The following is a 22,022-nucleotide window of genomic DNA, read 5'->3' as shown; positions in this document are numbered from 1 at the left end:
CGGCATTATTGCGCCGAAGTCGGGAGGCTGTTCGCGTCAATTGCGGGTATGTTCGCCCGGTAGGCCTTGTTAAATGCCGAAATGAAGGCGTTAGCCAGCAATGCATTGCCCCGGGGGGTAAGGGAGTAATAATCCAACGAAAAGAAGTTGCCCCGCACGGGTTCAGCCGTGTAAACCACCCCGGCCAACGAAACGGAGCCCGCTACGGGGTTAAACAGCAGAACGTCCAAATCCAGGGTGCTTTGCTTCTTAGCGGGCGTGATAACCGGCATTTTATACACATCCGTTGCGAGGCGGTCCAGTTCATTGTTGTAGCTGTTCAGCACCACCGAAACGCGGCTTAGCTCATCCTTATCAAGCACATCGGCATCGCGCAGCGGGTTGCGGATATCGCGGCCATACGGCAGCATGAGGGTAGTTGCGCCAACGAGCACAGCAGTGGGCTGGCCAATGCGCGGGAGGGCCGTCGCCAGTACATAGTCGTCGTCCGTAATGGGTTGGGTGTTACCCAAGCCTATCGGGTCTTCGATGTAAACCAAGGCGTCATCACTGAATTTGCTCTGCAACCGGGCCTGCAACCCTAGGCCTTTGCCCGAGCGCAAAATGGGCAAGGTGGCAAACGAAGGGAGCCGGGCGATGATGCCCGGCCGCCCGCCCGCCGTCAGCTGGTCCAGGATTTTCTTGGCGTTCTGGCGCATCTGGCTGCTCAGCGTCGAATTGGGAACGGGACCGCATTGGCCGCCACTGCGCACGTAGGGCAACAAATCGTCGAGGCCGAGGAAGAACGTGAAGAACGTAGACGCGGCGGCGGCTGTGGTAACTGCTTGCAGGTAGGTCTGGTCGCTGCCGGCAGGCAGCAGCCGCTCGAAGTAAGGGTTGAACGTGGCGCCTGGCGCGGCCATGGTTTCATTACCTAGGCCAGAGACTTCAATCTGACTCAGCACCAGGCCCGGCACACCCAGGTTTTGGGGTAGGGTGCCGGCCGTGGCGCTGCGTGCCAACAGGCGCACCGTATCGGCTCCGCTGCAGGCCATGGGGTTGATAACGGTACTGCGTACTTCGCGGCCTTCAACCCGGCGGGTGCGGAAAAAGCCATCGGCCGGAAAATCAACCAAATTGAAATACCCGGCTCCGGTTCCGGCCTCTAACAGGGGCTGGCTGAAAGCGGCGCCGTTCGAAGCGCCTTGCAGCTGCCGTGCTATCAAATTCGGGTACGAATATTCCTGGCTGACACGCGTGAGGCCGCCCGCGCTAAAGCCGGCGGTATAGGTGTCGCCCACAGCCAGATAGCGGCTTACGTCCACGCGGGTGGTGGGCGTGGGGGTGTCCTGGTTGGGGGCGCAGGCGTTCAGGAGCAGGGCAGCGGCCACGAAACCGGCGCGGTGCCACGGAGTAAGGCAAAAATTTTTCATCGAGAAAACGAAATACAGACAGTCAACACCAGGTTGAAAGAAGGCCCAGCAGCACGGTGGAAGCGGCCGGCGACTAATTAAAATGCGAGCGCCACGCCTACTGAAGCCGTGTGGGTAACGGTGCGGTAGGAGCCGCTTACGTTCGCGACTTGCTCAATTTGCTGGTTGGCCCGGGCGGTGCGCAACTGGCCGTAATCGAAAGCGTAGGCCGCCTCCAGAGCCAAGCGTGGGCTGACCTGGTAGCTAAAGCCGGTCGATACCCCGAGGCGGTTGGCATCAATAAACTCGGGGTTGATGTACTCGTCGCGAATGGGCGTTTCGTCGTAGCGCAGGCCGGCCAAAGCGGTGAGCTTGGCGCCAATCTGGTATTCGGCCCCCACCCGGAAGGCTAGGGCGTCTTCGTAGCGGCGCGCGGTGGTGATGCGCCGGTCGGGGGCGCCGCCGCTGGCTGCCACATTCAGCTTAAGCGAATCTTGGGTGCTCCAGCCGGTGAGCGTGAAATCGAAGGTGACCAGCAGGTTCTTGGTGATGCGGTCAGCAATCCCCACCGAGAGGGTGCTGGGCAGGCTGAAGTCGGTGGTGAAATCGCCGGTTCGGGGATAAAGGGCGCCGTCCCGGTCCGGAATGCCGGTGGTGGTGGCTTTGCCGTTGTTCATCTTCAGTTTCACGCCGCTGCGGTAGCTGATGCCGAACGCCAGGTTATCGCCGGTGCGGCCGTACAGGCCCACGTTCAGGCCCAGGCCCGAACCGCTGCTGGTGAATTTTGCCTGCGCCGTCGGGTCGTCGTATTGGCCCAGGGCCCGGCGCTGGCTGTATTTGCCAAAGGCGTATACCACGCCCACGCCGGCGTTGAAATTGTCGTTCAGCTTAATGCCTACAGTGGGCTGCACGAAGAACGTGTTGAGCTGGCTCTCCTGAATAACAGAGCGGCCTTCCCAGGTTTCGGGCCATTTGGTGTGGTAGCCGTAGGGCGTGGTGAGGGACAGGCCCACGGCCACGCGCTTGCTCACGGCGCGGGTGGCGTAGAAATAGCCGCCAGGCTGAATGGTTAGCTCCTGGTCGGTGCGCTGGTAAGTGTCTTGGCCAATAAAGGACGAGCGCCGTACTTGGCCAATTCCGCCCATGCTCACCCGGAGGAGCGAATCGCCCAACTGCCCCAGCAGGCCCGGATTGACACTAATGCCGGCAATGCTGCCAATGTAGGCGGTGCTGGCGCCGCCCAGGCCCAGCACCCGCGCCCCTTGGGGGCCAGTATCGAAGCCACCAGCCGTAGCCGTTAATCCAGAGAAGAGCGGAAGTAAAAAGAGGAAACGTAGGCGCATACGGACGGTTTTGCGGGAAATTGGGAAACAAAAGTACGCACCCCGTTGCTAGCACAACACTAGGGCATTCGCGAAACCCGGCGCTCCTTGCATTCTGAACCGTAGAAGCCAAAAAGTTTCTTCCATCAACCCTTTTAGCCGGGAAATCCAAGCACGGTTTGGCCCCCGGGCTAGCGTTTCACGCCCAGGCTATCGAGCCGGTGCTGGTAGCGGCGGGCGTTTCGCTTATGCTCCGCATAGGTCTCGGCAAAATCCGAAAAGCCACTGCCATCGGGCCGGGCGCAGAAAAACAGGTTTTTGTTGTGCGCCGGGCGCAGCACTGCATTCAGCGAGCTGGGCAGTGGCGTGGTGATGGGGCCCGGCGGCAAGCCTTTATGGCGGTAGGTGTTATAAGGCGAATCCACTTTTTTGTCCACGTTCAGCACCCGTTTGCGGGTGCCCAGGCCGTGCAGGGGCCACAGCAAGGTGGGGTCGGCTTGCAGGGGCTGGCCGTTGCGGAGGCGGTTGAGGTACACGGCAGCAATGAGCGGCTTGTCGGTGGCTTGGGCGGTTTCGCGTTGCACAATGCTGGCCAGCACGCTCACCTGCACGGGCGTCATCTTGAGCGAGTCGGCCCGGCCGCGCCGCTCACTGGACCAGAAGCGGCGATGGGTGGCGGCCACGGTGTCTAGAAAAGCCTCGGCGCCCGTGTTCCACAGCAGCCGGTAGCGGCCCGGAATAAACATCGTGCGAATGGTGCAGGTGTCAAGTTGGTACCGGGCCCGCAGGTCGGTGTTGTTGCCCAGCAGCAATTGCAGCTTGAACGAATCCGTTTCCAACTGCCGGCTTACTTGGCGCGGCAGACGGTCGAGGTAATGAAATGGCTTCAATTCGAACTCTACGGTGTCCTGCCGGCCCTCGGCCAGCATTTTCACCAAGTCTAGATTTCCCAGGTTAGGGTCGAGTCTATAGCGTCCACCTTTCACGTGGGCCGGATATTCTTGTTGCTCTGCTACCCAGGCAAAGCTGGCCGGCTCCTGCAACAGCTGGTGCTTCTTGAGTGAGTCAAGCACGGCCGCGAAGCCCGTGCCGCTGCGGATGTAGAGGTAGGCAGGGCCCTCGGCAAAGGCCGTCACATTGGAGCGGTACAGCAGGCGCCAAGCGGCGTAGCCAGCCGCTGCCAGCAGCACGAGTAGCAGTAGCCCACCACCTAAAAAAGCACGACGTATTCTCAATTTCCTTGTACTAATTCAGCCACGGCCGCTTCGAAAGCTTCCCGCTCGGCTTGCCTAACGATTTCGACCGGCGCAGCCGCGCGCGATTCGCAGTCAACAATGGGGCAACGCTCGCAGGTTTCGTTTACGATGCGAAAAGGCAGGGCTGGGTCGGCCAGAAAGCGGACTTGAGTGTGCAGGGCCTCGTCGCAGCGCAAGCCTACCGTCACGCTTAGAGCGGGTTGGGTGGGCGTGCCGGCCCGCGCCAGCGTGAAGCACAAATATTCGTCTTCGGTACCGAAATAGCGCGATTTCTGGGCGCCGGCCACGGTTACGGGCGCGGCGGCAGTGTCGGGCAAGGGCAGGGCTCGGGCTTCGGCCAGCAGGCGCAACGACACCCAGCGGCGGCAGTAATGCTCGTGCAGTTCGTTGCCGTGGGGGTTGTGCAGGCGCGCCAGGTGCAGCTCTTTGGTTAGCTCATACGGCGCATCCGCTTGGGTTTGGTCGAAACGCAGGAAGAACATGCTCTGCAACCCAAAATGGCGAGGCAGCAGTGTGGTCAGGCGCTGCATAAACATCTCCGGGCTCACGTCATACTGCGTCATCAAGTTCAGCAGCAGGTCGGGGTGCCACTTTTTGGCGCTGAACACCTTGCGCAAATCCCGCAGTAGGCTTTCCTCTTCCATCAGTAAGGCTCCCGCGAAGTACGACGCCTTGAAGTTGTTCAGCACTTCGTCAAAGGAGCGCACCTGTGTGCTGCTGCTCACGTAGGGCCGCTCGGTCAGCTTCAGGTAGTTAAAAGCAACTTCCCGGCCCAGCACAAAGGCTTGCTGCCCCCGGCTCAGGCCCGGCCGCATGAGCAACCGCCGGATTTTGGGCTGAAACACAGAACGGAGCCGCGCCTGCGTGGCCACCGCGTGCTGGCCCAGCATTTCACGGTCCAGGGTGTAGCCGTACTCCTGCGTCAGCACCCGCTCCAGCTGGCTGAGGTCGAAAGGCGCGGCGGTGCTGAGTTGGTGGCTGCCCACAAAAGCTTGCACGTCCTGCTCCAAATCCTCAAAATAGTTGTCGTGCATCTCCTGGTAGGAGCGGAGCGCCGCCAAAAACAGGTGTTCCTGACGCATTTCGTAGTTGCGAGCAATTTCGAAAATGGTGCTCACAAAGGCATTCATCTTGGCCGGCGCATTGGCAATCAATTCCACAATGCGGGCCGGCTCCAACCCGTACATGTCGAGCGGAAATTCCTTCAGCAGCTTAGAGTTGAGTAGTTCGGCAATGGGTTCCAGCCGGCGCGGCAACTCCAGTGATGTCAACTGGTCGTAGCGGACCCCCAAGGCTTGGCTCAGGCTCAAAATCTTGTCGGCCTTGGGGTACTTCTTCCCCTTCTCAATCTCATTCAGATAACTCACGGACACATCGCAGGTGCGCGCCAAATCGGCGGGGCTAAGGCCGCGCTCCTGGCGCAACTCGCGCAGCTTCAGGCCAAAAATGAGTCGAACAACTTGTCCGTGATTAAGCATGCGATGCAAGAGAAAAATTTTCGGTAGTCATTCTGGCTGAGCTTATCAGCAATAAAAATGAGCCTGAGATAAAACCAAGGCACATTTTATAAATGCAGTCAGGAAGTTCAAAGATAAGGCCCGTTGCAAATTTTGTGTTTTTAGCGAATATTCGCTAAAAAATTAAATTCGCTTGCGTATGTTTGTGTAGGTCGCATGGTTACAGCCGGCCTTGCCCAACAGCTCTTTATCAAATCCCACCCCTTATTCCTTCTCAATCATGCCGTTCACCGAGACCGCCCCCGCGCCCCAGCCTACGTACCTCACCCCGGAGCGGGTGAAAGTCATCGGCCCATTCAAGCCGGAATACGCCGAAATCCTCACGCCCTCCGCGTTGGCTTTCGTAGCCGAACTGCACCGGAGGTTTAACAAGACGCGCCAAGCTTTGCTGGCTCGCCGGGTAGAGCGTCAAGCCGATTTTGCCGCTGGAATTCTGCCCGACTTCCTGCCCGAAACCAAGCGCATTCGCGAGCAGGACTGGACCGTAGCGCCCGTGCCGCAAGACCTGCAGGACCGCCGCGTGGAAATCACCGGCCCGGTAGAACGCAAGATGATTATCAATGCCCTAAACTCCGGTGCCAGCGTGTTCATGGCTGATTTGGAAGATTCCAACGCGCCCACTTGGGACAACGTGGTGCAAGGCCAAATCAACCTGCGCGATGCCGTTCGGCGCACCATCTCCCTGAGCACGCCCACGAAAGAATACCGGCTGAACGAGAAAACCGCCGTGCTCATGGTGCGTCCCCGCGGCTGGCATTTGGAGGAGAAGCATATTCTGGTCGATGGCGAACACATCAGCGCCTCATTGCTTGATTTCGGGCTTTATTATTTCCACAATGCCCACGAGCTGTGCGCCCGTGGCACGGCACCCTACTTCTACTTGCCCAAGCTGGAAAGCCACCTCGAAGCGCGGCTGTGGAACGACGTGTTTGGCTTTGCCCAATGGTCATTGAAGCTGCCCAAGTGCCTCATCAAAGCCACGGTCCTAATTGAAACGCTGCCCGCCGCCTTTGAACTCAACGAAATCTTGTATGAACTACGCGAGCACAGCGCGGGCCTCAACTGCGGGCGCTGGGACTACATTTTTAGCTACATCAAACGGCTGGGTCTGAACCCGGCGTTTCGCCTGCCAAACCGGGCCGAGGTGACGATGACAGTGCCGTTTATGGCCGCGTATTCGCAACTGGTTATCCAAACGTGCCACCGGCGTGGGGTGCACGCCGTTGGCGGCATGGCCGCTCAAATTCCCATCAAAAACGACCCGGCAGCCAATGAGGCTGCTTTGGAAAAAGTACGTCAGGACAAAATCCGCGAAGCTACCAACGGCCACGACGGCACCTGGGTGGCCCATCCCGGCCTGGTGCCCGTGGCGCTGGAAGTATTCAACCTCCTCATGCCCGGCGCTAACCAAATCGAGAACAAGCGCCTCGATGTGCAAGTGTCCGCCGCCGATTTGGTACGTGCCCCCGAAGGCAGCATCACCGAAGACGGCCTGAAGCTGAACATCGACGTGGCCATTCAGTACCTGGCTTCCTGGCTAGGCGGCAATGGCTGCGTACCAATTTATAACCTCATGGAGGACGCCGCGACGGCCGAAATCAGCCGGGCGCAAGTGTGGCAGTGGCTGCACACCCCCGGTACCACGCTAGCCGATGGACGTCCCGTAACCACAGAACTGTACCGTTCGCTGGTGCCCGGCCAATTGGAGAAAATCAAAGCCCAGGTAGGAGAGGAGGCGTACGAAAGCGGCCATTACCTACAAGCCGCTCGGCTTTTTGACCGGCTGGTGATGAGCGAGGAATTCGTCGAATTCCTGACTGTGCCGGCCTACGAGCAACTGGCGTAGCAAGCCGTAGCGTGGACTCTGCGAGTCCGCGCCCTACCGTGCAATAATCAACCCTGCCATGCGCGGACTCGCAGAGTCCACGCTACAATACAATCTACTTCCGAACCAAAAAAACTGCCAGCCGGGCAGGCTGGCACCTCTTTGCCCAAAAAAACTTCCACCAACCAACCCAATCCCATGAAAACGCAAACCCAACGCGCCGCCGAAATTACCCTGGACTGGTCCCACAACCCCCGCTGGATTGGCATTCAGCGCCCGTATTCGGCCGAGGACGTGGTGAAGCTGCAAGGCTCTATCCACATTGAATATTCATTGGCCCGCCAAGGCGCCGAACGGCTTTGGGAACTGCTGCACTCGCAGGAGTACGTAGCGGGGCTGGGGGCCCTCACCGGCAACCAAGCGGTGCAGGAAGTGCAGGCGGGCTTGCAGGCCATCTATCTCAGTGGCTGGCAAGTAGCGGCCGACGCCAACGGTGCCGGCCACATGTACCCCGACCAAAGCCTGTACCCCGTAGACAGCGTACCGGCCGTGGTACGGCGCATCAACAACGCCCTGCTGCGCGCCGACCAGATTCAGCACCTCAGCGGCGAGGGCAAGGTGCACTGGCTGGCGCCCATCGTGGCCGATGCCGAAGCCGGATTTGGCGGCAACCTCAACGCCTTTGAACTGATGAAGATGATGATTGAGGCCGGCGCCGCCGGGGTGCATTTCGAAGACCAATTGTCATCGGCGAAAAAGTGCGGTCATTTGGGTGGAAAGGTGCTGGTTCCCACGCAAGAAGCCATCAACAAGTTGGTAGCAGCCAGATTAGCTGCTGATGTACTGGGCGTGCCCACGCTCATCGTGGCGCGCACCGATGCCGATGCCGCCGACCTGCTCACCGCCGACGTGGACCCTCGCGACCAACCCTTCATTCTGCAAGAAGCGGAGCGCACCAACGAAGGCTTCTACCGCATCCGGTGCGGCGTGGAAGCCGGCATTGCGCGCGGCCTGGCGTATGCGCCCTACGCCGACTTAATCTGGATGGAAACCTCACACCCAGACCTGGCAGACGCTAGGAAATTTGCCGAGGCCATTCATGCCAAATATCCGGGCAAGCTCTTGGCATATAACTGCTCGCCGTCGTTCAACTGGGCCTCCAAGCTCAGCGTGGAGCAGATGGAAACCTTCCGCGAAGAATTGGCGGCGTTGGGCTACAAGTTCCAGTTCATCACCCTGGCGGGTTTCCACGCCCTCAACACCAGCATGTTTGAACTCGCCCAGGCTTACCGGCAGCGCGGCATGGCCGGCTATTCCGAGTTGCAAGAGCGGGAGTTTGCGCTTGCCAAAGACGGCTATCAGGCCGTGAAGCACCAATCTTTCGTTGGCACAGGCTACTTCGACGCGGTGCAGAACGTGGTTACCAGCAACCAAACCAGTACCTCCGCACTGATAGGTAGCACCGAGGAAGCCCAGTTTTAGGAAGGCAATGTCAGAATTGTCATTCTGAGTTGAAAACAAGAACGACCGGCTGCAAGAAGCCGGTCGTTCTTGTTTTCAACTCATAAGTGGTCTAAAATGGCTCAGCAATTTGCCCGAAGTCCTCGCCGTGCCGTTCGGCCGATTCGCGAAGCAACTGTTGCTGCCAGGGGCGCAAAGCCGTTGTAGCACCTTGCTCAATAATCTCGGCGATGAGCCGGTTGCTGAGTACCATATTAGCCAGGGTCGCCCCATGGTCGGTGATGAGCAGGGTTTTTAATGTGTTAAGTAAGGTTTCGCGGGCTTCGGCACGGCTGGCGGCCGCTCCATTGAGCCGGCGACGGAACGGAAATTTGCGCTGCTCGGGCAGGAGCGGTGCTTCGGGTGCCAAATCGGTAGTGCCAATGGCCAGCAACTGCTCGGCGTAGGGCGAGCGTTTCAGCTCGGGGTGCAGGCCGTTGGCGGTGCGCAACTGGAGCGGCGTTTCGATGGGCTGGCGGGCCAGCTCAGCCAGCCGGTCGTTGCTGAGCACGTGGTACGGCGGGCGGTCGAGCTGCCGGGCCACGGCGTCGCGCAGCATGTACAGTTCCCGGAAAATGGGCATTTCTTGGGCCGAAATCTTGTATTTGGCGGCGTTGCGTGACCACGGGCGCGGGTCGTCGCGGCCGTAGCGCACGGCTTCCAGGGCAATGTTTTCCTGGGCGGCCCACTCGCTGCGCCCCAGCTCGGCGAGGCGGATGCTGAGGCGGTCGGTGAGCTCAAAGAGGTAAAGGACGTCGTTGGCGGCGTACTCCATTTGCGCGTCGGTTAGCGGGCGCTTAAGCCAGTTGGATTTCTGTTCGCCTTTGTCCACCTCAAACCCCAGTTCGGCCTGAATGAGGCGGCCCAGCGAGATGTTGTTGTCCTCGGCGGCCAGCAGCGTGAACTGCACACTGGTATCGACGATGTTGCGGCAATTCACCCCAAAAACCTCATCCAGCAGCAGAATATCGGACTTGCAGGAGTGAAATACTTTGGCCACGGCCGGGTCGCGTAGCACCGCAAAAAGCGGTTCAAGGCCCGCAGCCATATCGGCCAGCGGCAGGGGGTCAATAATGTAGGCTTCCTGCCCATCAAATACCTGAATCAACGCCAAATGACGCCCGTAGCGGTGGCGCATGTCGTCGAATTCTAAATCGATGCCGATGCGGGGCAGGGCAGCGAAGTGGGCAGCGGCCACGCCAATTGCATCGGCGGTGGTCAGGTAATGAATGGTTGGCATTGAGGCGGAAAGGCGAAACGACGAGGTAAATCCTGCGCGTAGCGAGGGTTAGCGGCGGTAAAGGTAGGCATTGCCAGCAAGCCAGCCGATGAGCTATGGTGTGACAATAAAATTAGCCGAATGCATAAAAATGGACTTATGGGTATTGTTTACTAATAAAGTAAGCTCGTTATTATTATTATTACAGGAGGATACCATATTTTTATTTAGAAAATGCTTAAGTTGCCCGCCACTTTCATCAACCTATAACCCTGGTATGCCATGAAATACAAAATACTTACCCATCTCCACCTCTTTTTGTTGCTGGCGGGCTGGATGCTGGCTACTCCCGCGTGGGCCCAGACGCAGGCCATCAGCGGCCGGGTGCTCGGCTCCGACGGCGGTCCGGTGCCCGGCGCCACGGTGCTGGAACGCGGCACCACCAACGGCGTCAGCACCGCCGCCGATGGCACCTTTGGCCTGACGGTGCAGCCCAACGCTACGCTGGTCATCAGCTCGGTGGGCTACACCACCCAAACGGTGGCGGTGGGCACCCAAACCAACATCAACGTCACGCTGGAGGCTTCGGCTACGGAACTCAGCGAAGCCGTAGTCGTAGGCTACGGCACGCAGTCGAAAGCGGACGTGACGGGGGCAGTGACGCAATTGTCTTCGCGCGATGTCGAGAATCAACCGGTTACCAGCTTCGAGCAAGCCATTCAGGGCCGGGCGCCGGGGGTGGTGGTGAACCAAGGAAGCGGCAAGTTGGGGCAAGGCATCAACATCCAAGTGCGCGGCACGTCGTCGGTGACGGCCTCCAGCCGGCCGCTTTATGTGATTGATGGGGTGCCGATTACCTCGCAGGACCAGTCGCAGGCCGGCGCCGAACAGCTGAACCCGCTGGCCGACCTCAACCCCAACGACATCGAGAGCATCAGCATTCTCAAGGACGCTTCGGCTGCGGCCATCTACGGCTCCCGGGCGTCAAACGGCGTGGTGCTTATCACCACCAAAAAGGGGCGCCAAGGCCAGACCAAAGTCAATGTGGGCTATTACTACGGCACCAGCGCCCCCACCCGGCTACGTAAATTCCTGAACGCGGAGCAGTACAAGACGCTACTAAGCGAATCGTTCACCAACGCGGGGTTTATCGGTCCGGATGTGGAAACGCAGTACCAATCGTTGGAAGATGCTTTTCTTTTTGAGGGCGGTATCGACTACAATTCCACCGATAACACGCCCTGGGACCGGCTGGGCTTCCGGAACAACGGCAAGTATAAGCTCTTCGGTCGCGATGCGTCCAATGTGGCGCAGTACGATTTCAGTGCCGCGGGCGGCGATGCCAAAACCCGGTTTTACTTCAGCGGCACCTTCAACGACCAGAAAGGCATTGTCATCGGCAACCGGTTCCGGCGGGGCAGCCTGCGCCTGAATCTAGACCACAGCATTGTGGAAAACTTCCGGGTGGGGGTCAATATCTCGCTGGCCCGCACCGTCAACGACCGGGTGTCGGGCGATAACGAATTTTCTAACCCGTTGCAACTGAATGCCCTGACGCCCATGCAGCCAGTGATTGACCCGGAAACCGGAAGGTTGAATGCGGGTACTATCTATTACAACAACTTGATTGACCAAGAGTTGGGTTCGAATCGCGCAGGCACGTTCCGTTCGTTTAGCACGGCCTACGCGAACTGGACACCCATCAAAGGCCTGACCTTGCGCTCCGAAATTGGGGGGGACTTTCTTAACCTCAACGAGGACCTGGTGCGCGGGGCGGGCACGCAGGACGGCGGCGCTACGGGCTACGCGTTCAACTCGCAAACACAGTCGGTCAACTACACCAACAACAACACGATTACCTATGGCTTCACCGTGGCCGATGACCACAACATCGAATTGTTGCTGGGAGAATCTTACCAGCAATCCGACCAGAAGGTGACCGCCGCCGAAGGGCGCGGCTTCCCCACAAACGAGTTTACGCGCATTGCCAGCGCGGCCATCAAAACCGGCGGCAATACGTCGTTCGGTACGGGCTTTTCGTTCCTGTCCTACTTCGCCCGCGCCAACTACAACTTCCGCGGCAAATACCTGCTGTCGGGTAGCGTGCGGCGCGACGGCTCGTCGCGCTTCGGGGCCAACAACCGCTACGGCACTTTCGGGGCCGGTTCGGTGGGCTACCTTATTTCCGAGGAAAGCTTTCTGAAAGACAACTCCGTTCTCAACTACCTGAAGGTGCGTGCCAGCTATGGTCTGACGGGTAATGCCGAAATTGGCAACTTCAACTCCCGTCGTTTCGTGTCGGCTGCCCCTTATGCCGACCAGTCGGGCATTGCGCCCGATGCCAACATCGGCAACCCCGACTTGAGCTGGGAAAATACTAAGCAGCTAGACTTGGGCGTGGAGTTTGCATTTTTGGGCGACCGCATCTCTGGCGAAGTAGACGTGTACGAGAAAAAAACAACCGGTCTGCTCCTCAATCGCCAGCTGCAACTGACCAGCGGCTATACCACCATCACCGAAAACGTTGGCGCGCTGCGCAACCGCGGCTTGGAAATCGCCCTGAACGGCCGCATCCTGACTGGCGATTTTAAGTGGAGCGTGGGCGGCAACGTCGCCTTCAACCGCAACCGCATTACCGAACTGCCCACGCCCATCATTCCCACCGGCAACACCATCAGCCGTGTGCAGGAGGGCGAGCCGCTGGGTGTGTTCTACGCCAAGCGCTACGCTGGCGTTGACCCCGCCAATGGCGATGCCCTGTACGACGCTGGAGATGGCACCACCACCAACGACTACGGGGCCGCGCCGGTGGTGCGGGTGGGTAATCCAAATCCCGACTTCACCGGCGGCGTCACCACCAACCTGAGTTATCTTGGCTTCGACTTGTCGGCCTTGGGCCAGTTCACCTATGGCAACGACATCTATAACGCGGCCGGCATCTATCAATCGGCCAATGCCGACTACCTCGACAACCAGACCACCGACCAACTCGACCGCTGGCAAAACGAAGGCGACCAGACCGATGTTCCGCAGGCGCGCTACGTGTCCAGCAACGGAACAAATACGTCTTCGCGCTGGGTGCAGGACGGTTCTTTCTTTAGGATAAAAAACGTGACGCTGGGCTACAACCTGCCCGCCAGCCTCGTGAAGCGGGGCGCCTTGCAAACCGTGCGCGTGTATCTCACCGCTCAAAACCTGGCCACGTTCACCGATTACGAAGGCTATGACCCGGAAGTGAATACCTACGGCCTGGGCACGGCCAACTACTTGCTGGGGCACGATTTCTATACCCCGCCGCTGGCCAAGACCTTTCTGCTAGGCGTAAACTTTGGCTTTTAAATCTTTGCTATCCAATCGACATGAAAAATAAATTTATCTGGCCAGCTTACGCGCTGGCACTGGCACTGAGCCTGGCAAGCTGCAAAGACCCGCTGGAAATCGAACCGCAGCAAAGCATCGACGCCGACACGGCGTACGATACCCCCCAGAAAATAGCCGCCGCCGTGGTGGGCGCCTACGCTCGCCTCGACAATCCGCGCCTGTACGGCACCGACCTGATTCTGGTGCCCGAGCTGCTGGCCGGCAATGGCTACGTTAACTGGGAAGGCTCTTTTGCGAATTACCGCCAAATCCGCAACCACACGCAGATTTCCAACCTCTCGAATGCCGAAGGCATCTGGACGCAGGCCTACGCCGCCATCAACCAAGCCAACCTGATTTTGGCCAACCTCGCGGTGGTGACCGACGCCGGCCAACGGAGCCAATTTGAGGGCGAGGCCCTGTTCATCCGCGCCACCATGCACTTTGAGCTGGTGCGCCTCTACGCCAATCAGTACCAGCCCGGCAGTGCCAACACCCAACCGGGTGTGCCCATCAACCTGACCGCCGTGACCTCGGTGGAGCAGGCCGATGTTCAGCTTGCCCGCAGCACTGTGCAGGAGGTTTACACTCAGGTTATCAAAGACCTGCAGGATGCCATTGCCAAGCTTCCGGACCAGAACATCACCCGAGCTTCCAAGTATTCGGCCCAAGCCATGCTGGCCCGCGTGTACTTGCAGCAGGGGAATTATCCGGCCGCCCGCGCTGCCGCCGACGACGTCATCAACAACAGTGGCGCTAGCTTGCAAGGCTCGGTAGCGGCCATTTTTGCAAACCGCAACAGTGGCGAAAGCCTGTTTGAAATTCAGCAAAACGACCAGAACAACGCCGGCACCGCCAACGACGGACTGGCTACTTACTTCGCCGGCTACAGCCCCACCGGCGCCCAAGACGTGCTCTATGGCCGCGGTGACGTGGCCATTTCAAGCGGTTTCGTCAACCAGTACGAACCCAACGACGTGCGCGGCACCGATGATTTGCCGGCCCTCACCACGCAAAAGCTCATTTACGTGAGCGACGGCAACAACAAAGTGGGCCGGTACCGCACCATCAAATGGCGCACGTACGGCCAGAATATTCCCGTCATTCGCCTGGCCGAAATGTACCTTATCCGGGCCGAGGCCGATGTGCGGGCGGGCAATGCCGCACAGGCTCGGAACGATATCAACCTCATTCGCACCCGTTCGGGCGCCTCGCCGAAAGCCAGCGTCACGCTGGCCGATGTGCTGCGGGAGCGACAACTGGAACTGGCATTCGAGGGCTTCCGCATTCACGACTTGCGGCGTACCAACGGCATTGTGATACAAGCCGTCCCGGCCACGCCCGATTCGCCGGCCCAACCCGCCGTGCCGGCCAGCGACCCGCGCTTTGTGCTACCCATTCCGCAGCGCGAAATCAACAACAACCCCAACTTGGTCCAGAACGAGTTTTATCTCTAGCCCGATTAGAAATTCAACGAGACCAGAAAAAGGGCCGCAACAATCGTTGCGGTCCTTTTTCTGGTCTCATACTGGAGTTGCTGCAAATTTTCGCAGCAGGGAAACGCTAGTCTTCCTCTTCCTCGCTAAAATCGAGGGTTCGGGCTAAGTCAACCGCTTCCTGGGCCACTTCTTCGAGCAGTTGCGGAGCGTCGGCATCGAGCGTGCGGCCGAAAAGGTTGAGCAACTCTTCGCCCTGCTCGTTCACGTACAGGTTTTCGTAGAGCCGGTCGAATAGTTTGGCTTCGCGGCCCACAATGCGGTCGATGTCTTCGGGGGAGCGGGCTTCGCTCAGCGCGCGGTGCAGCACGTCCAATACCTGGCGGCTTTCATCGTGCTCGCCGAGCTCCGATACCAGCTTAAGCAAACTCATGGCCACGCCCAGGCGCACCTGCTCGAAGCGGAAGGGTCGTTCGGCGGGCGGGGCGGTTTGCAGGTGGTCGTAAGCCCGCAGGGTGGTGGGGGTGAGGTAATACTTCACGTCGTTGGGCGCGGTGAAGGCGAGGTGCAGGAGTTGTTCGTAAGGAGTCATGGCAAAGGCGCTGGCCCGCAGCCGTAACATGGCCGGGTGTGGTGCGTAAGCAGAAAGCCGAAAGGTACGCGTCGAACGGAAGCCCATCTTTATGGACCGCGTCATTCTGCGTTTCAATTCTCCATTCTTAGCTGCTTTATCCGATGACTCACAAAAACAAATGGCTGCTATTTTCCCCACTGGGCTTGGCCTCTATTGGGGCGGGTGCCTGCATGGTGCACTGGGCCGGTAGTCTTAAAGAGCAGGAAGTGCCCACCACGCAATGGGTTGCTGCCGGTACGGCCGCGCTTGTCGTTCTCAACGCCGGAATGAGCTTATTTGGCCGAGGCGTATTGGAACGGGTACGCCACGAAATGCACGAAAAAGCGTCAGCGCAACGCCCATAACCAACCGGCTTTAGCAAACCAACTGCATGGCAATCCGTCAGCATAAAACCTCGCCACGCATTCCAAGCAGCACACAGACAATTCCGCTACAAAAAAGCCCCAGCGTGTTAGCTGGGGCTTTTTTGTAGCGGAATTGTCTGTGTGCTAGAAACCAGTGCTTGACGGGCTTAAAACCTATTCGGTTTTCTCTTCGAGCTTTTGGCTGCCTTCTTTCGCAGCGTTGCTGGTTTTGCGAGCACCTTTTTTCACCGCATGGGTCGTTTTCTTGGCACCACGTTTCACAACGCTGCCGGTTTTGCGGGCGCCGCGCTTCACGGCGCTGCCGGTCTTAACGGCTACGTTGCCAGCGGCATCCTTTGTGTTGTCGAGGGTTGCGCCAACATCGGTTTTTCCGGTTTTGGTGGTGGTTTTCACCGTGCCATTGTCGCGTACTTCTACTTCCGTTTTAGGGTTGGCCGGGGTAACATCTTGGGCGTTGGCAGCAGTGGTGGCGAGGGCCAGGCCAGCGAGCAACAAAAGTGACTTTTTCATGGGAGGATATATTAAAAAAAGATAGGTGCAGCCTTGTACGCAAGAGTGGAATGGAGGTTTTTTTAACTTTGCTCGGCCTCTTTTTTCTACTTTGCCTCGCCCAACCCGGGAAGTAGTAGCGAGCTGTCGCCGTAGCTCAAAAATCGATAGCCATATGCCAGCGCGTGGTCGTACACGTCGCGCCACTGCGGCCCTAGCAGCGCCGCTACCAGCAGCAGCAGCGTGCTTTCCGGTTGGTGAAAATTGGTGATGAGCCCATCTACCAACCGAAAGCTATAGCCCGGAGCAATGAGCAAGCGGGTGCTGGCCTGCAGGGTCTCAGTGCCCGTTGCTTCGAGGTAGTCGAGCAGTGCCGTTAGCGCGGTTTCGGGGCTAATGGTGGCGGCGGTTTCCGCCATTTCATAGGGCTGCCACTGCGTAACACGCAATTCCGCCGATTCGGTGTTAGCCGCTGCTGAGGAAGGTGACTGCAACAGGCCAACGCCCAGCCAATACAGCGTTTCCAGCGTGCGCAGGCTGGTGGTACCCACCGCCAGCACGGGCCGGGGACGGTGGGCCAGCAATTGCCGCAGCAATGCCGCCGAAACCAATATTGGCTCGGTATGCATAGGGTGGTCGGCCATGTGGTCGGCCTTCACCGGCTGAAAGGTGCCCGCCCCCACGTGCAGCGTGACATGGCCCGTAGAAAACCCTCGCTCAGCTAGCTCTGCCAGCAGTTCGGGGGTGAAGTGCAGCCCGGCCGTGGGCGCGGCCACGGCACCTTCGGTGGCTGCGTACACGGTTTGGTAGCGCACGGCATCGGTTGGCGTATCGAGGCGGCCAAGGTAGGGGGGGAGGGGCAAGTGGCCCCCGGCCCGAAGTACTTCCGCGAACGGCAGTTCGGCTGGCGTCCAGCGGAAGGCAATGAGAGCGGTGCCGGCTTCCTGCACTTGGCGCTCGGCCCATAAGGTGGCCGACTGCCCATCGGCGGTGGTGAAGTCCAATGTGACCGGGCCGTCTTTCCAGCGTCGTCCGTTGCCTACCAGGCAGCGCCACGTGCATTGGCCCGTCTGTTGTAGCGCTAGTTCCAGGCTGCGGTGCGGGGCTACGGGCTCCAGGCAGAACAACTCAACCTGCCCGCCCGTGGGCCGCCGGGCCAGCAGCCGGGCCCGCACCACGCGGGTGTCATTGAACACCAACAGGGCCCCCGCTGGCAACTCCTGGGGTAAATCGCGAAAGCTTTTGTCGGATATTTCCCCGTTTCTGCTCACCAGCAGTTTGCTGGCGGCGCGGTCCGGCAAAGGTTCGGGCGCAATGCGCTCGGCCGGCAGCGGGTACGTAAAATCGTGGATGGAAAGGTGGCGCGGGTGAGGGGCATTCATGCTGCAAAGGTCGGGCGCCCCGGCCATAGCAGCCTAGTTTGGCCGCCGAAAGAACAGCAAATGCTGTTGCGGAAGCGTTTCCACTGTTTCCACAAACTCCAAGCCCACGGCGGCCATTTCCTTGCGGGCCTGCTCCACGCTCATCTTGTGAATGCGCTTGATTGGCACGTTGGGGTCCTCGGCCCGGTATTCTACTAAAGCCAAGCGGCCCGTGCCCGGCCGCAACGCGCGCCGGATGGCCCGGCCCATTTCCCGGGGGCGGTCAAATTCGTGGTAGGCGTCCACAATCAGAATCAGGTCCACGCTGTCGGCTGGGAGCGCTGGGCTGGTGGTGCTGCCCAGCACGGGCCGCACATTTGGCGCGTTGAATTTGCGCCGGTTGGCATACAGCGAGGCAATCATTTCGGGCTGAATATCAACGGCCAGTACTTGTCCCTTTGGTACTTTTTTGGCTAGCTGGAACGAGAAAAAGCCCGTGCCGGCCCCAATATCGGCCACTACATCCGTTGGCTTCAGCTTGAGCGCATTGATGAGGATATCGGTTCCTTCTTCCTGGCGACGGCCGCTACGCTCGAGCCAGCCGGCACCTTCGTGGCCCATGACGTGGGCAATCTGGCGGCCCATGTAGTAGGTGCCGATGCCGTTGAGGTCGCGCGGCGGCGCAGTTTCGTAGCCGCTGGTGTCGTTTCTCACCACGGCCTGCAGGCGGCCTTCAGCGCTTGCTGAGGGCCGCGTTTCGGCGGGCAGCTGGGTGCAGCCCAAGACTACGAGCCCCGCGCCGCCACCGATTACCACAACACGTAATGCCCGCTGCCATGTCAAAAAAGAATACCTCATACGATTCGCAAGTAAGCATATTTAAGTTCTTCCAACAGCAACTAGAAGGAGAGCGTTCAGCCGCGAACTTGTCTGGCTCAGTTCCAGTCGAATACGTTGTAAAAACCCAATAGAGAAATTATTGTGTGAGAAAAAGGGCAAACAACTTCGCCTCAGAGTACATTTGACCGTAGAACGACTATTTCCGTTTTCTCTTATCCCCGTTTCTCATGCAAAACACTTTTTCTCCCTTCGCAAAGCTTATTGCCATCGCCGCTTGCGCCCTCACCCTGGGTAGCTGCAGCCGTGCCGACTACGCTATGCTGCCCAAAGGCGGTTCGTACCACGGGGTAACCCGGGTGGCTACGCCAGTACCCACGAAGTCTGAAAGCGCAGCCGTAGTGGCGTCGCCTGAAGCATTGGTAACGCAGGAGGTTGCCGTTGCGCCAGCTCCAGCAGCTGTAGCCGCCACCGAGGCCAAGCCCAAAGCTGTAACCGAGACCGCCATGGCTGCTGCTCCTGCTGTAGCCAGCACCGTGGGTAGCGCTTCGACTGTTGCCACTCCCGCCCCCAAATCGACGCTCGCTCAGCGCATTGCGCTGAACAAAGTGACCCGAAAAGTCGACAAGCTTATTCAAAAATCGGGTTCAATGCGTAAGTATGAGAACACCGCGTCTACCTCGGAAGCGGCAGCCATTAGCGGCAACCTCCGCACTGGCTTGATTTTCCTCTTGGTGGGCTTGCTGGTTTCGTTGTTCAGCGGCATTAGCGGCATTTTTGGCATCATCGGCGCCATTTTTGCCATCATTGGCTTGGTGTTCATCATCCTCTGGTTGCTCGACCAAGCGTAATAGCTGAGTCATTCCAGCCATAAAAAAGCCCCCGGCCAACTGGCTGGGGGCTTTTTTATGGTCAATGCGCTAGCCTACATGGGGTCCACATCGGCCACTATGCGGGCTTGCTTGAACTCCTTTTGGTCCTTTACTACGTCCATCGCCGCGCAAATCTGCTCCTTGGCCCATTTCAGGGCCGTGTGGGCGCGGTCGAGCTTGATGGTGATTTCCTGCAGGTAGAAGTTGCGAATGCGGAAGATGTATGGGGCCTCTGGGCCCAGTACGGCCGCGCGGCCCAGGCGGTCAACCAATTCCTGGGTGAGCAAAATGGCGGCTTGCTCGCCCAAGCCCTGCTCCATGTGCTTCACGGTCATTTTGATGATGCGCATAAACGGGGGGTAGCCGTGCTCGTGCCGCTGCACAATTTCGTAGTTGTAGAACTCCACATAATCGTTGCGGATAACCTTGTCGAAAATCACCTGCGTCGGGTCCGACGTCTGGATGATGACCTTGCCTTTCTTGCCCTTGCGCCCGGCCCGGCCGCTCACTTGCACAAACATCTGGTAGGCGCGCTCGTGAGCCCGGAAATCGGGGTAGTGGATGATGCTATCGGCGTTGATAATGCCTACTAAGCTCACGTTGGCGAAGTCGAGGCCTTTGGTCACCATTTGAGTGCCCACCAGCACGTTGGTGTTCTGCTTTTCGAAATCGCCGATTATTTGCTGATAGCTGTTTTTGGCGCGGGTCGTGTCCAGGTCCATACGTTGGATGTTGGCCTGGGGCAGCATGATTTTCAGGTCGTCCTCAATCTTCTCGGTGCCAAAACCCTGGGTTTTTACGGCGCGAGAGCCGCAGGCGGGGCATTTGCTCACCATGGAATCGTGGTAGCCGCAATAGTGGCAGCGCAGCTCGTGGCTGTGCTTGTGGTAGCTCAGGCTCACGGCGCAGTTGGTGCACTTGGGTATCCAGCCGCAGTCCTGGCAGGCCACCACGGGCGCGTAGCCGCGCCGGTTTTGGAACAGGATGACTTGCTCTTGGGCGCCCAGCTTGCGTTCGATTTCTCCTAGCAAATCGGCCGTGAAGTGGTTGTGCATGGTCTTCTGCTCCCGGGCCTTGCGGGTGTCCACCAGTTCAATGTCCGGCATGCCGGCTTCGCCAAAGCGTTTGGTGAGCGACACCAGCCCGTAGCGCCCCTGCTTGGCTTGGTAGTAAGTTTCCACAGCCGGTGTGGCCGAGCCCAGCAGCGTTTTGGCTCCCTGGAAGTTGGCCATCATCAGGGCTACTTCGCGGGCGTTGTAGCGCGGGGCGGGCTCGTATTGCTTGTAACTCGACTCGTGCTCTTCGTCCACGATAATCAGCGAAAGGTTATCGAAGGGCAGGAACACCGCCGAACGCACGCCCACCACCACTTGGAACCGGCCCGAGAGCACGCCATTCCACACTTCCACTCGCTCATTATCCGAAAACTTGGAGTGGTACACGCCCAGCCGCGAGCCGAATACGCGCAGCAGCCGCGTCACAATCTGGGCGGTGAGGGCAATTTCGGGCAGCAGGTACAGCACTTGGTCGCCGCCATCGAGCGCCTTGCGGATGAGGTCGATGTAAATCTCGGTTTTGCCGGCGCCGGTTACACCGTGGAGCAGCGCAATGTCTTTTTCGGCAAAATGGGTCATGATTTCATCGCGCGCCGTGGTCTGGGCTTCGGTGAGCGAGAAATTCATCTGGATAGCGCCTTCGTTTTCGAGGGGAAAACGACTCACAATGACGTCGAACTGCTCCAGTACGCCGTTTTTGATGAGCGTATTCACGGCCGAAGCCGACAGGTGCGGGCTGCTGGTGAGAGCGGCTTTCTCGATGCCGTTTTGGTTGGAATACTCGTTTTGGTACACCGGCACGCGCTGCAGGTACTTCATCAGCACATCCAGCTGCTTGGGCTTGCTGGAGAGTTGGCTGAAAAGCTGCTCGATGGAAGCCTCCGACACGAAATGATGGGCCAAGCGCACCTTTTTCACCACTTTGGGCGAGTACTTATCGGCCGTGTGCTCGAAGAGGAAGATGACGTCCTTGTGCATCAGGGACTTTATCACCTTGTGGAAGGAGGTGATGCCCAGCAGGTCGCCAACTTCTGTAAAAGTCAGGGCTTTGCCTTCTTCTGTAGTCCCTAGCGCGTTGACAATGACTTCTTCCTGCGCCGTGAGCGGGTACTCGTTTTCCTCGCGCGAAAAGCCGGGGTGCAATTGAATACGCGACTCCGAGCTGAGCTTGAGCGCCGAGGGCAGGGCCGCATTTATCACTTCGCCGATGGTGCACATGTAGTAGTCAGCCATCCAACGAAACAGCTTGAGCTGGGGCTGGGTCACCACGGGCGCATCGTCGATAAATTCGAGGATGTACTTGGCCTGGTATTCTTTTGGCGCATTTTCGTGCACAGCGGCCACAATGCAACTGAGCGTCTTTTTGGCCCCAAACTGCACGATGACGCGTCCCCCAATTACCACGTTGTCGTTGAGCTCATACGGCACCCGGTACGTGTAGAGGCGGGGCAGCGGCAAGGGCAGAATAACGTCGGCAAACAGCGTAACCCGGTCGGCTGCCGGGGCAGCTGCGGGGGAAATAAAATCGAGAGCGAGACTCAAAACAACAGCGGGGTAGGGGGCGGATAGTAAAGATAACAGGA

General features: G+C 59.0%; 15 protein-coding genes. 5 read left to right on the top strand and 10 right to left on the bottom strand.

The window, feature by feature from the left end; all coding sequences use genetic code 11:
* Positions 1-5 precede the first annotated feature (5 nt).
* The 4 genes from I2I05_RS12540 to I2I05_RS12525 all read right to left on the bottom strand — a co-directional run bounded on the left by I2I05_RS12540 (position 6) and on the right by I2I05_RS12525 (position 5,447).
* Complete coding sequence (locus I2I05_RS12540; protein WP_196282598.1) at positions 6-1,412, bottom strand: hypothetical protein; 1,407 nt, start codon at positions 1,410-1,412, stop codon at positions 6-8.
* A gap of 77 nt (positions 1,413-1,489) precedes the next feature.
* Complete coding sequence (locus I2I05_RS12535; protein WP_196282597.1) at positions 1,490-2,734, bottom strand: OmpP1/FadL family transporter; 1,245 nt, start codon at positions 2,732-2,734, stop codon at positions 1,490-1,492.
* A gap of 170 nt (positions 2,735-2,904) precedes the next feature.
* Positions 2,905-3,903, bottom strand: a complete 999-nt coding sequence (mltG, locus tag I2I05_RS12530) for an endolytic transglycosylase MltG (protein WP_196282596.1) — start codon at positions 3,901-3,903, stop codon at positions 2,905-2,907.
* Between the two features lie 41 nt (positions 3,904-3,944).
* A complete protein-coding gene (locus I2I05_RS12525) occupies positions 3,945-5,447 on the bottom strand; it encodes a helix-turn-helix domain-containing protein (RefSeq protein ID WP_196282595.1) in 1,503 nt (500 codons plus the stop codon).
* 259 nt (positions 5,448-5,706) lie between these two features.
* Here I2I05_RS12525 and aceB point away from each other — a divergent pair, with 259 nt between their 5' ends.
* A complete protein-coding gene (gene aceB / locus I2I05_RS12520) occupies positions 5,707-7,332 on the top strand; it encodes a malate synthase A (RefSeq protein WP_196282594.1) in 1,626 nt (541 codons plus the stop codon).
* Between the two features lie 177 nt (positions 7,333-7,509).
* Complete coding sequence (gene aceA / locus I2I05_RS12515) at positions 7,510-8,793, top strand: isocitrate lyase (protein WP_196282593.1); 1,284 nt, start codon at positions 7,510-7,512, stop codon at positions 8,791-8,793.
* A gap of 91 nt (positions 8,794-8,884) precedes the next feature.
* Here the strand turns inward: aceA and I2I05_RS12510 are convergent, their stop codons facing one another.
* A complete protein-coding gene (locus tag I2I05_RS12510) occupies positions 8,885-10,051 on the bottom strand; it encodes a ribonuclease D (protein WP_196282592.1) in 1,167 nt (388 codons plus the stop codon).
* A 261-nt stretch (positions 10,052-10,312) separates the two neighbouring features.
* On the opposite strand from I2I05_RS12510, the gene I2I05_RS12505 reads away from it, so the two are divergent.
* Both I2I05_RS12505 and I2I05_RS12500 read left to right on the top strand, forming a co-directional pair.
* The gene (locus I2I05_RS12505; RefSeq protein ID WP_196282591.1) at positions 10,313-13,369 is read left to right on the top strand and encodes a SusC/RagA family TonB-linked outer membrane protein; all 3,057 of its coding nucleotides are present in this window, start codon (positions 10,313-10,315) and stop codon (positions 13,367-13,369) included.
* Positions 13,370-13,389: 20 nt separating this feature from the next.
* Positions 13,390-14,847 (top strand): RagB/SusD family nutrient uptake outer membrane protein, encoded by a 1,458-nt coding sequence (locus tag I2I05_RS12500; RefSeq protein ID WP_196282590.1) that lies wholly within the window; start codon positions 13,390-13,392, stop codon positions 14,845-14,847.
* 106 nt (positions 14,848-14,953) lie between these two features.
* On the opposite strand, the gene I2I05_RS12495 is transcribed toward I2I05_RS12500, so the two are convergent.
* The 4 genes from I2I05_RS12495 to I2I05_RS12480 all read right to left on the bottom strand — a co-directional run bounded on the left by I2I05_RS12495 (position 14,954) and on the right by I2I05_RS12480 (position 18,533).
* Positions 14,954-15,418, bottom strand: a complete 465-nt coding sequence (locus tag I2I05_RS12495) for a hypothetical protein (RefSeq protein WP_196282589.1) — start codon at positions 15,416-15,418, stop codon at positions 14,954-14,956.
* Positions 15,419-15,978: 560 nt separating this feature from the next.
* Positions 15,979-16,335 (bottom strand): hypothetical protein, encoded by a 357-nt coding sequence (locus tag I2I05_RS12490; protein ID WP_196282588.1) that lies wholly within the window; start codon positions 16,333-16,335, stop codon positions 15,979-15,981.
* A gap of 86 nt (positions 16,336-16,421) precedes the next feature.
* Positions 16,422-17,696, bottom strand: a complete 1,275-nt coding sequence (locus I2I05_RS12485) for an S-adenosylmethionine:tRNA ribosyltransferase-isomerase (RefSeq protein ID WP_196282587.1) — start codon at positions 17,694-17,696, stop codon at positions 16,422-16,424.
* 33 nt (positions 17,697-17,729) lie between these two features.
* Positions 17,730-18,533, bottom strand: coding sequence for a class I SAM-dependent methyltransferase (locus tag I2I05_RS12480; RefSeq protein WP_196282586.1), 804 nt, complete (start codon positions 18,531-18,533; stop codon positions 17,730-17,732).
* 209 nt (positions 18,534-18,742) lie between these two features.
* Here I2I05_RS12480 and I2I05_RS12475 point away from each other — a divergent pair, with 209 nt between their 5' ends.
* Entirely contained in the window at positions 18,743-19,363 is a 621-nt protein-coding gene (locus tag I2I05_RS12475) for a hypothetical protein (RefSeq protein WP_196282585.1), read from the top strand.
* A 74-nt stretch (positions 19,364-19,437) separates the two neighbouring features.
* Here I2I05_RS12475 and priA read toward each other — a convergent pair whose 3' ends face one another.
* Positions 19,438-21,981, bottom strand: a complete 2,544-nt coding sequence (priA, locus tag I2I05_RS12470) for a replication restart helicase PriA (RefSeq protein ID WP_196282584.1) — start codon at positions 21,979-21,981, stop codon at positions 19,438-19,440.
* Positions 21,982-22,022 lie beyond the last annotated feature (41 nt).

This window comes from Hymenobacter jeongseonensis (assembly GCF_015694725.1).
Taxonomy (GTDB): domain Bacteria; phylum Bacteroidota; class Bacteroidia; order Cytophagales; family Hymenobacteraceae; genus Hymenobacter; species Hymenobacter jeongseonensis.
The sequence above is the reverse complement of the archived record's forward strand: the minus strand, read 5'-3'. Positions and strand labels throughout refer to the sequence as shown.

What these genes read in the sequence shown, in the direction of transcription:
- I2I05_RS12540 (WP_196282598.1), bottom strand. Translation starts at nt 1,412, where the DNA reads ATGAAAAATTTTTGCCTTACTCCGTGGCACCGCGCCGGTTTCGTGGCC.
- I2I05_RS12535 (WP_196282597.1), bottom strand. Translation starts at nt 2,734, where the DNA reads ATGCGCCTACGTTTCCTCTTTTTACTTCCGCTCTTCTCTGGATTAACG.
- I2I05_RS12525 (WP_196282595.1), bottom strand. Translation starts at nt 5,447, where the DNA reads ATGCTTAATCACGGACAAGTTGTTCGACTCATTTTTGGCCTGAAGCTG.
- aceB (WP_196282594.1), top strand. Translation starts at nt 5,707, where the DNA reads ATGCCGTTCACCGAGACCGCCCCCGCGCCCCAGCCTACGTACCTCACC.
- aceA (WP_196282593.1), top strand. Translation starts at nt 7,510, where the DNA reads ATGAAAACGCAAACCCAACGCGCCGCCGAAATTACCCTGGACTGGTCC.
- I2I05_RS12510 (WP_196282592.1), bottom strand. Translation starts at nt 10,051, where the DNA reads ATGCCAACCATTCATTACCTGACCACCGCCGATGCAATTGGCGTGGCC.
- I2I05_RS12505 (WP_196282591.1), top strand. Translation starts at nt 10,313, where the DNA reads ATGAAATACAAAATACTTACCCATCTCCACCTCTTTTTGTTGCTGGCG.
- I2I05_RS12500 (WP_196282590.1), top strand. Translation starts at nt 13,390, where the DNA reads ATGAAAAATAAATTTATCTGGCCAGCTTACGCGCTGGCACTGGCACTG.
- I2I05_RS12495 (WP_196282589.1), bottom strand. Translation starts at nt 15,418, where the DNA reads ATGACTCCTTACGAACAACTCCTGCACCTCGCCTTCACCGCGCCCAAC.
- I2I05_RS12490 (WP_196282588.1), bottom strand. Translation starts at nt 16,335, where the DNA reads ATGAAAAAGTCACTTTTGTTGCTCGCTGGCCTGGCCCTCGCCACCACT.
- I2I05_RS12485 (WP_196282587.1), bottom strand. Translation starts at nt 17,696, where the DNA reads ATGAATGCCCCTCACCCGCGCCACCTTTCCATCCACGATTTTACGTAC.
- I2I05_RS12480 (WP_196282586.1), bottom strand. Translation starts at nt 18,533, where the DNA reads ATGAGGTATTCTTTTTTGACATGGCAGCGGGCATTACGTGTTGTGGTA.
- I2I05_RS12475 (WP_196282585.1), top strand. Translation starts at nt 18,743, where the DNA reads ATGCAAAACACTTTTTCTCCCTTCGCAAAGCTTATTGCCATCGCCGCT.